Below are 9,936 nucleotides of genomic sequence, written 5' to 3'. Positions count from 1 at the left end.
CATACTATAGTTAGCAATTACGATAACTAACCTTATCTTAAAGCCGCCTGAACCTCCTGTTTTAGTCGTTCCTGAGCAGCCTTACCCATTCGGACAAACACGGCGTTGCAGTACTTCACCCGGTCGTTTATGCGGTCATCGGTGTTTTCCTTTAACTGCCAGTCATACAGTATCTTATTGGCCGCTTTGGTGCCTATATCTTCCAGATACAGGGCTATGTTCTTATCTGTTACCTTCCATTCCCGCAGACTGGCCACCACTCTAGACACTACTGCATTTTGTAGCCAGTACTCCGGTATCTTACCGTCTTGTTTACGTTTCAGAGTGAACTTAAAGCCAGTTATCTTCTTGCGGCCCCGCGTCATTCGGGCGGTCTCATACACCGGCTCATAGTCGAACGCCAAGGCAGTACCGGCCAATTCTTCTAACGGCTCTGTCATGGTAAACCGGATTAGGTCGCGGGTGTCGGGGTACTTCATTTTTGGGTTTCCGTCCTTGTCTCGCTTGACTTTACCGCGCTTGTCCTTCTCCTCGGAGCAGTCCATAAGCTGGCGGTACTGTTCGACCGTCGGACACCATACGCCGGTGTCCCGGAAGGCGGACAGAATTTCAAAGAAGCGCATCGAGTACCAGCTTTTTAACCCCATGTAGTTGTTAAGCTGATAGGTCGAGTAGTGGGCGATCTGAATAAAGTACGGTTCTAACTGTGGGTTAAGCAGTACCGTAATGATTCCATCTTTATACCCTATGGCCCGCTCCTTCGTTGTGTCGAGCAAGTGCCGGATATACCATTCTGACCCGTCCAGGCTTTCAAATTCCCACGCTGCCGCCGTTAATTCACGCAATGACCCCTGAACCTCCTTATAGGCTGTTTCCTTCGTTATCCCGGCATCGGTGATGATGTCCACGATACGGAACTGATAGTAGGGCCGCAGCTTAAAATCATCGTCGCGTATTTGGTCAATGACGCGGGCCATAATGCGTTTAGCCGTGACGCTCATACGGCCCTGACGGGCAAACGTTACGTTCCAGTGCTGTTTAACTAAGTCCTTATGTTTCGGCTCATAGGTCAGGCCGAGCGGTAAAACCAATTGAGTACTACGCTTATCTTCCATCCTCACAAATGCCATTTAGCCCCCTTCCGTCAGGGAACAGGCCGAAGATAGACAGAAAAAACAGAGATATAAAATATTACTCGGATAAATCGGGGGCGTTTCTCGGTTTATTATCCCTGCAAGTGGGGGTATTTCTCGGTTTATTTAAGCTTCTAACTGGGGGTATTTCTCGGTTTATTCGGTTTGACTCCTTATATAAGAAATATAACTATAAAGGAAATTTCCTACTATGATAGTTGTCGGGCCGCGCGTTGCTAAAAAGGCTGTGGATAAAGTGAAATACTAATCCTGACGGATCCAGATTTGGGAAGGAAAAAAACAAAAAACAAATAAGACCGCGCGTTGCTAAAAATTTCAAAGAGGGCGGCAACTATAAATTTAGTTATCAACATTTTTTATCTACCTTCCCTATCTGTTTAGTAATTTAGAGGTATGATTTTAGTCTGTGAGAGCGAACAGGCGGAAGGGGCCACAGTATCGGCCAGCCTACCGCGCACTAACCCCCGGAGCCTGCTGCAAGTGGTCAGCCGATACCGGGAGATACTAACCAGCGTAACCCAACGAGCCGCCCAGGAGGACGCGCCCACTGTGGCCAGCTTCTTAGGGTTGAGCCTGACCAACTACTATACCAAGCGACGCGGAGAGCTACCGTTTACCTACGCCGATGTTACCCGCCTAACCCATCGGTACGGCACGGAGCAGGAGCGGGCCGACTTGCAACGGTTTTTCCAGGTCCGCGACGGGTTGTATAGCTGGCTGCAAAATTCGCCTATCCCGCTGGTTAGGTTCCGCCGGTTGTTGGGCCTGCAACACTACCGGGATTTTTCCAGACGTGGCCAGCATCCCGACACCTGGCGGTTATATGATCTGGAAAAGATAGGGCAGTTTCTGGCGCAGGTTGGGCAGGTATGACCGGGCTGCCGTTGCAGTCATACCAATCATACCACCGATACCAGTCATACCACAAGGGCCACACCCTGTACAACGGGTGCAACCCGTACAACCGGCACAACTCGTGCAACTGGTACAACTTAAGCAACCTGTTTTTTCCCCTTTTACCCCTTGCGCGGTGCGGTCTTTTTGCCCGCCGATGGCGTGCAGGCTGGCGCGTTCGTAGAAGCGAGCCGAAACGGTATTCCCTACGGTCATACCGTTCTTCGGCCCGCCCTACGGGGTTGATAATCAATTATTTGACTTACAAACTAAATCAGAACCAAACGGGAAAAAGACGTATTTAGTCTTTAACTAATTGATAAACAGCGTAATGTTTCCGTTTGGGTATCCGTGACCCATGAGCAGAACCCTAAAAAGTATTGACGTTGACCCTGACTTGTACGAGGATTTTAAGAAGCTCGCCAAGTCCTACGGTATGACCAATAAAGACCTGTTCGGGGCAATGGTGCGGTATTTCAACGCCACCAAAGCCGACCCCAGAGACCCCAAAGCTGACAATCCAACCGACGCAATTAAGGCGTTAGACAAACGGTTGATCGGCTTCATCCGGGAGCAGGAAAAGAAGATACTGCGCCCCCTGTCGGACGATGTGCAGGTACTAACCAAACTACTACAGGAGGACGTACCGAGGAAAATAGGGCAATCACAAATCCGAACAATCAGCAGTGCGATAAAGCCCGAACTCCTGACCGACCGCTTTAAAGCGGCTGTTGCGGCCATGAATACCCCCCAGCCGATTCCCCCGAAGCCTAGCAACGCAGCCCAGCCAGGTACGGCCCAGCCCGTACCACCCAAACCGGACGCAACCCGTCCCGGCAACCCTAACAGATAATAGTCGAAATGTAACGTATGGTTGTAAAAGTTAGTGGCGGGAGTGCGGGCAGTTGTGGCGGTTTGGTGAACTACTTAGAGAAGCAGGAGCGCGGCCAGTGGTTCAGTCAGGAGCGCGACGGAATGCGAGCGAGTGAGGTAACGCCCACCATTGACCAGAACAAACGGAATTTGGGCCGCGACGACGAGAAGTTTTACCAAATCATCATTGGCCCCAGCCGGGAAGAACTAAAGCACATCGGCGACGATCCGGCGAAGCTGCGCGACTATACCCGCGAGGTGATGAACGAGTACGCCCGCAATTTTGGAAAGGGGATAGAAGGGAAAGACTTGGTTTGGTTTGCCAAAATCGAGAAGGAGCGAACCCACACCCACAGCGACCGGGCCGTACAGACGGGCGAAGGATTGAAGGGAAGAAAAAAGGAGGGCGAGCAAACCCACGTCCACGTTATCGTTAGCCGGACGGAAAATCTAAGCCAGTTCAAAGCCCAGCAGCAGGCCGGACAGATGGAGCGGAAACACCCGCTTAAACTCAGTCCGGCGACGAATCACCGGGCCACCGAAAGAGGAGCCGTAAAAGGGGGATTCGACCGTACCAACTTCATCCGGGCCAGTGAGCGACAGTTTGACCAGAAATTTAGCTACGAGCGCAAGCCAACAGAAACGTTTGAGTATAGCCGCAACCAGCAACACGGCACCCAGGCCGAACGGGTAGCCGAAAAGTTAGCCGTGATTCGGGCTGAGAGCCACCGCCAGGAGCAGGAGCGAGCGGCCCAACGCCAGGCCGCAGAACGGCGAGCCGTTGAGCAGCAGAAGGCGAAAGAGCAGGGACAAAACCAGCAGCAACAATGGGCCAAAGGGGAAGAAAAAGCACAGGAGCCGCAGCAGCGACCGCAGCAGACCCCGGCCCAGCAAGAGGAACGGGCCGAAATCAAACGGCGCGGCCCCCGGCTGTAACACTTTATCCAAACAATGAAAGACGACAAAACACGCGGTTACGTGATAATTGGAGCCATTGGGCTATTATGGTTCACGTTGGCCACCACCACGCCCGCGACGTGGCACGGTGGACACCTGTTTATTTTGACCCTTGCGGCAAGCCTGTTAACGCCCTACGCCCTGGGTTTACTCGGCACGTTAGGGTTGGACCGGATTACCCGCTTTGCGCTGGATGCTATCCGCTACGGCGAGGAGCAGCATTTTAACAGCTTCGTGCTGTGGAATAAGATTTGGGTTCGCTCGCTGCCCTGGTGGTTAGCGTTCTTCTTGGTGAAGAGATACACCGGCTGGGGTAGCCTGGTGTTTATCGGTTACGCAGGGTGGGCTCTATACCGCCACTATCGCCAGAGCCGCCCGCAGACGGTGAGCATAGACCCCCAACAGGGTGGGTTTGTGTTCCAGACCGGCGACGGTCCGTTATGGGTGGCCAACCCCTACCGGGGAACGTTCATCAACGGCGGCCCCGGCAGCGGCAAAAGCAAATCACTCGTCGAGCCGATTATTCAGCAGGCCGGAGCGCAGGGCTTAACGGGATTAGTGTATGATTTCAAATTCCCCACGCTCGCCCAGGACGTAGCCGGGAGTTATGCCGACACAGACGTAACACCGTATTACGTCAACTTTACCGACGTAAGCCGCAGCCACCGAATTAACCCTGTAGCCCCCCGATTACTCCAAAATGTCAGCCAGGCCCGCGAAGCGGCCTTAACCGTCCTGAGCAACTTAGACGTAAAAGCCGCCCAGCAGCGCAGTTTCTGGATTCAGTCGGCGGAAGTGCTGTTAACGGGTAGTATCTGGTATTTGCGGAACAACCATCCGCAGTACTGTACACTGCCCCACGCGGTTTCTTTGCTGTTGGAGAGCGACCCCCGGCAACTTATCGAAGTACTACGGCAGGACGACGAAGTACGGCCCATCATTGCCAGCGTGAGCAGCGGAGCCGGGAGTGAGAACCAGTTAGCGGGCGTATTCTCGACAGTGCAAAACTACCTGTCGGCCTTAGTCAGCCCGGCCATTTACTGGGTACTGTCGGGCGACGACGTACCGTTTGACCTGAACAGCCCCGAGAAGCCCGCTATTTTGACCGTAGGCAACGACCCAACCCTAACCGCTACGTTTTCCCCGCTTATCTCCTTAATCGTCTCTACGGCCATAAAACGGATGAATAAACCCGGCCAGCGGCCCAGCGTGGTTATTCTGGATGAAGCCCCCACGCTGTTTATTCCCAACTTCCAGCAGCTACCCGCTACCGGCCGCAGCAACCAGATAGCGACGGTTTACGCGGTTCAGGACATTTCCCAAATGGTGGGAGCCTTTGGCCGGGAGACGAGCGAAATGATTTTAGGGTCGTTATCAAACCAGTTCTTTGGCCGCTCGACCACGCCGGAAGTGGCCGAACGGGTTAGCCGTATGTTTGGCCGTTATGACCGGGAGTACACTGGGCGCAGCGTGAGCCAGAGCGACAGCGGCACCAGCTACAGCCAGAGCCGCAACGTACAGCAGCGCGACCGTTTGGAAGCACAGGCCGTTATGCGCTTTGAACAGGGCGAGTTTGCGGGTATCTTGGCCGAAGGGAGCCACGCCGAGTTTAGACGCTACTTTGTAGCCCCCCACAGCCAGGCGCAGCCCCTGAAATCATTTCAACAAGCCAGCGAAGCCGACACGCGCCAGCAGTTCAGCCGCATTAAAGACCAGGTAAACGGAATACTGGCCAGCAGCCAGGCGCAGGAGGCCCCCGCCGATGCACCCCGCAGCGGAGAGCAGGCCGAGCGCCGGACATCCACCGCCCAGACAGGCAGACCAACCGCAGCCCCCAGCGTGAAGCCCGCCCCCGCTCAGGAGCCGCCAAGAGCGACGCAGCCGACTACAGCCCCGCCAGAGCCAGAGGACTGGCAAAACTTTATGTAAAACAAAACAGATTTGGCAGTCAATGACTGCCAAATCTGTTTTAGCCCGTCAGGCTACTCCAGCAAAACCAAACAATCTTTGGAGAGCCGCCCCCATCGAGGGCCGGACATGGCCAGGAGCCGGGCCAGATCGGGCGCGAACCCGGCCCACAGCTCGCCAAAATTGGCCTCAGCCACCAAACATTATTCTGTTTAGGCCAAACGACGGATTTTGTACGATTCGGTAAAGGAGGGGTAAAACGGAAAAGTACAAGGCCGCAGGGTTCACTGGCAACAACAAAACGTAGTACTTTACCGAGAATGGTTTTATAAACAATCTTATGTTAAGAAAATAAATCGGGAAACAGAGCCGCCCCGCCAGCACCCAAAAACCCCGAAAAATGCAACGAGTATAGAAGCGTAAAACAAAACCGGGGTTTTGTTAGCAGTTGCGACCAACGAGGAAAAAGGCGTAGTTTACAGCCATAACAAAACGTCGTACTTTACTGCAATGGCTACCCAAGACGACACAACAAAACCGGAATTAAGTTTTACAGCGGTTGACGTGGCCGCAGCAGAGCCGGAGCCAGAGGGGAAAAAGGGAAAAGGAGGCAGGCCCCGACGCGCCCCAGACGTGGGTTTGTGGACAGTACGCGGGGTTGAACTTGAAACCCGTACTGCCATCGAGAAGGCCGCGCAGCGCAGCGGTAAGACGATAGGTCAGTACGTAAACGAAGATTTACGCCAGTACGCCCAGGAGCAAATAAAGAAAGGCAGTCAGCCCCCCATGCGTCAAGAAGATATACGCACCGAGCTAGACGACATTAAAGGCATGATTACCAAACTTGCTGAGCGGATGCCAGCGCAGGAGAAGCGGGGATTTTTTCAAAAAATCTTTGGATGACGCTTTATATGGAATATCCCAGCAAAGCCTATAATGTGAAGATCGTTAGAGAGCCTGGCAAAGACCCACTAACAGGAATCTATTACGAGAAGGAGGAGCAGAGTTTTATAATCGAAGCTCCTAACCTTTTAGCTGCATACCTCAAATCACAAAAAGCCGACACTATTGTTTTTCGCGGCCAGTTACGACGAACATACATAGATGGCAAAGAATATTTTGACGAAAGATATTAGGGGTAATCTTTGACTTTATCAAAAATGCGCCCTTAATTTGAATACTATAATTAGCAAAAAGGCCGTAGAGCGTATGCAAACATCACTTTTTGACCTCGTATCAATAGTTGAGGAAGCACCCAGCAAGGTGAAAAAATCCAGACTGTCAAAAGGGGCCAGAGATGCAACAAGTAGATACACATCACTAAAGAACCAACTCGATGCTGATAAAATCTCTAATGGTAATTGGGGTGTGGTTGACACGACAAAGGTTTCTGATGAACCTACGAACGCGACATTTATAGACTTGTTTTCAGGAGCGGGCGGTATGTCTGTTGGCGTGAGGTCTGCCGGATTTAAGAAGGTCGCCAGCGTTGAGATAGACAAAGACGCATCAAATACAATCCGCAAAAATTTTCCTGAAAGTATACACTTTGAAACCCCTATTGAAGAGCTAACCGAGAGCGTATTAGAGGAAAAGTTAGGCGGAACAAAAGTAAACGTAATCTTTGGGGGACCTCCTTGTCAGGGTTTTTCTGTTGCAGGTTTAAGAAATCCCAACGATCCGAGGAACAAGCTATTTCGGGAGTATATACGCTTCGTAAAGCATTTTCAACCTGAGTTTGTGGTAATGGAAAACGTACCCGGTATTCTTACTATGGAGGGGGGAACCGTTTACCGTGAGATAATCAAACAGTTTGCCGAAGCCGGATATCCAAATATGACCGCTCGAATATTAGAAGCGGCAACCTTCGGCGTACCACAGCTTAGAACAAGAGCCATATTCGTAGGTAATCGGCTTGGGTTAGAAAATCCTTATCCCAAAGAAATATTCTCAAAAGAGAGTTACAAGTCAATAGAAAGTGCTATTGATGATTTAAAATTAGTCCCTCGCAATCCTGCAATTAACCACGAATGGACGAAGCATTCTGAAGAGTTCGAGCAGCGTATTGCAAATGTTCCACATGGTGGATCTCTCTACGAGACTTTCAGAGACGCTTTTAAACGCCAATACAAGGGCGTTCCAAGTATGGCCGTGAAGGAAAATCACGGTGGTTGTCATATTCATTATGAATTAAATAGGGTGCTATCTGCGCGCGAGATGGCCAGGCTACAAACCTTTCCTGATGATTTTGTCTTTAGTGGCACATTTAAGAGGGCGTATTGGCAGATTGGTAATGCCGTTCCTTGCTTAATGGCCAAGCATATAGCATTAGCAGTGAAGGCCAAACTCTTAACGTATAATACATAACAAAGGGCGGGTTAAAACCCGCCCTTTGTTATGTATTATACGTTAAGAGTTCAGCACCCTATTTAGTTCGTCCTTCCACCTTTCCAAATCATACCACGGGCAGCCAACACAACCGTTTTCATCGTGTTTGTCAGCCCCTTGCCAATAAGCGTTACCCTCATAGAACCACGTTATATCCATAAAGTCCCCCCGTATATTCTCCTTGACGCATCGGTCACAATATCTTGACTTCCACATATTTGTTTGATTGCTCAGAAGTTGGAATTTATGTCTTATTTGACTTTCTGGCATATCGTCCGGGTTATCGGATTCGGGTTGTCCCCATCTCTGAGAGGGGAATTTGTGGTCTATTATTAATTCTTTTGATGAACGTCTAACACCAAAACAAACTTCTTTAAATTTTAATATTGACTTGGTTCTCTCTTTGAACCTGTCAGACATTGGTTTTCGTAGCTCATTGCCGTGTTCAAATCGTGCTTCAAATGCAGGCAACATGATTAGTATATCATGCATAGCACGGCCACCACAATGTTTACATTCCCGACGCTGAGAGCCTATAACATAACCCATCGTCTTTAATGCTTTTAGACGGGCTGCGGGCTGTGGATTCACTTCTGGAACGGGACCGTGAACACGACATTCCCATTCACCAGAATATAACGCGTTAAGCACTTTATAAGTCTGGCTTTCCTTATCAGCCCACTGTGAATCACTCTCGGCAATCCACTTACTACGATTAATCGGGTTTAAGTTCTCGTAGAATGTTGGTATTCTCTCAGAAATTTCTTCATCTGACATTACTATTCCTTGTCTTTCAAGGTATTTAGGAATAGCCCCTTCCCAAACTATATCATCGTAAATGAACACGACCGACTTAAATACATCGTTAGTTTTTTCAGCCGTAAACTCACCGGTGATTAGAATTTTATCGTTTGTAATAGGGTCATTTGGTTGCATATGTGGAGCATACGTTATTTATATATGAATATGCTCCTACTCCGGCATTCGGCTAAATAGAACAGGGAGAGAGACGTTTAATGCTTGGGAAATTTTATGTATGTTTTCAAGGGTTACGTTTTTCTCGCCCCTCTCAATCATACCTATGTATGTCCTATGCAAACCCGCCTTCTCCGCAAGTTCTTCTTGGGATAGTTTTTGCTCTTTTCTTAGAGCTTTAACGACCAGTCCAAATTTTACACGTAGGCTCAAGTAATTGACATACTATAGATAGCACAAAAGTATGTCCCTCATTATCTTGCATCTACATACTATAGTTAGCAATTACGATAACTAACCTTATCTTAAAGCCGCCTGAACCTCCTGTTTTAGTCGTTCCTGAGCAGCCTTACCCATTCGGACAAACACGGCGTTGCAGTACTTCACCCGGTCGTTTATGCGGTCATCGGTGTTTTCCTTTAACTGCCAGTCATACAGTATCTTATTGGCCGCTTTGGTGCCTATATCTTCCAGATACAGGGCTATGTTCTTATCTGTTACCTTCCATTCCCGCAGACTGGCCACCACTCTAGACACTACTGCATTTTGTAGCCAGTACTCCGGTATCTTACCGTCTTGTTTACGTTTCAGAGTGAACTTAAAGCCAGTTATCTTCTTGCGGCCCCGCGTCATTCGGGCGGTCTCATACACCGGCTCATAGTCGAACGCCAAGGCAGTACCGGCCAATTCTTCTAACGGCTCTGTCATGGTAAACCGGATTAGGTCGCGGGTGTCGGGGTACTTCATTTTTGGGTTTCCGTCCTTGTCTCGCTTGACTTTACCGCGC

At 50.1% G+C, this 9,936-nt stretch carries 9 protein-coding genes and 1 pseudogene; 6 read left to right on the top strand and 4 right to left on the bottom strand.

The genetic code is table 11. The features are described from left to right. Positions 1–32: 32 nt before the first annotated feature. Positions 33–1,115: a replication initiation protein gene (locus F5984_RS26320; protein ID WP_246169433.1), complete on the bottom strand. Its 1,083-nt coding sequence runs from the start codon at positions 1,113–1,115 to the stop codon at positions 33–35. Between the two features lie 432 nt (positions 1,116–1,547). Here F5984_RS26320 and F5984_RS26315 point away from each other — a divergent pair, with 432 nt between their 5' ends. From F5984_RS26315 to F5984_RS26290, 6 genes are all read left to right on the top strand, one after another. Continuing rightward, on the top strand, positions 1,548–2,027 hold the full coding sequence (locus F5984_RS26315; RefSeq protein WP_152127370.1) for a hypothetical protein: 480 nt from the start codon (positions 1,548–1,550) through the stop codon (positions 2,025–2,027). A 379-nt stretch (positions 2,028–2,406) separates the two neighbouring features. Then, complete coding sequence (locus F5984_RS26310; RefSeq protein ID WP_246169430.1) at positions 2,407–2,901, top strand: BfmA/BtgA family mobilization protein; 495 nt, start codon at positions 2,407–2,409, stop codon at positions 2,899–2,901. 17 nt (positions 2,902–2,918) lie between these two features. Then, positions 2,919–3,857 (top strand): DUF5712 family protein, encoded by a 939-nt coding sequence (locus F5984_RS26305; RefSeq protein ID WP_152127368.1) that lies wholly within the window; start codon positions 2,919–2,921, stop codon positions 3,855–3,857. A gap of 15 nt (positions 3,858–3,872) precedes the next feature. Then, positions 3,873–5,807, top strand: a complete 1,935-nt coding sequence (locus F5984_RS26300; RefSeq protein ID WP_152127366.1) for a type IV secretory system conjugative DNA transfer family protein — start codon at positions 3,873–3,875, stop codon at positions 5,805–5,807. A 489-nt stretch (positions 5,808–6,296) separates the two neighbouring features. After that, on the top strand, positions 6,297–6,689 hold the full coding sequence (locus tag F5984_RS26295; RefSeq protein ID WP_246169428.1) for a hypothetical protein: 393 nt from the start codon (positions 6,297–6,299) through the stop codon (positions 6,687–6,689). A 306-nt stretch (positions 6,690–6,995) separates the two neighbouring features. Continuing rightward, a complete protein-coding gene (locus F5984_RS26290; protein WP_246169426.1) occupies positions 6,996–8,153 on the top strand; it encodes a DNA cytosine methyltransferase in 1,158 nt (385 codons plus the stop codon). Between the two features lie 42 nt (positions 8,154–8,195). On the opposite strand, the gene F5984_RS26285 is transcribed toward F5984_RS26290, so the two are convergent. From F5984_RS26285 to F5984_RS26275, 3 genes and pseudogenes are all read right to left on the bottom strand, one after another. Beyond that, entirely contained in the window at positions 8,196–9,110 is a 915-nt protein-coding gene (locus F5984_RS26285) for a hypothetical protein (protein WP_019991501.1), read from the bottom strand. A 36-nt stretch (positions 9,111–9,146) separates the two neighbouring features. Beyond that, positions 9,147–9,362, bottom strand: a complete 216-nt coding sequence (locus tag F5984_RS26280; protein WP_152127360.1) for a helix-turn-helix domain-containing protein — start codon at positions 9,360–9,362, stop codon at positions 9,147–9,149. 87 nt (positions 9,363–9,449) lie between these two features. Then, positions 9,450–9,936 (bottom strand): annotated as a pseudogene (locus F5984_RS26275) (replication initiation protein); the annotation flags it as partial.

Source organism: Rudanella paleaurantiibacter (assembly GCF_009184635.1).
Taxonomy (GTDB): Bacteria; Bacteroidota; Bacteroidia; order Cytophagales; family Spirosomataceae; genus Rudanella; species Rudanella paleaurantiibacter.
This window is presented reverse-complemented; position numbering and strand designations above follow the sequence as displayed.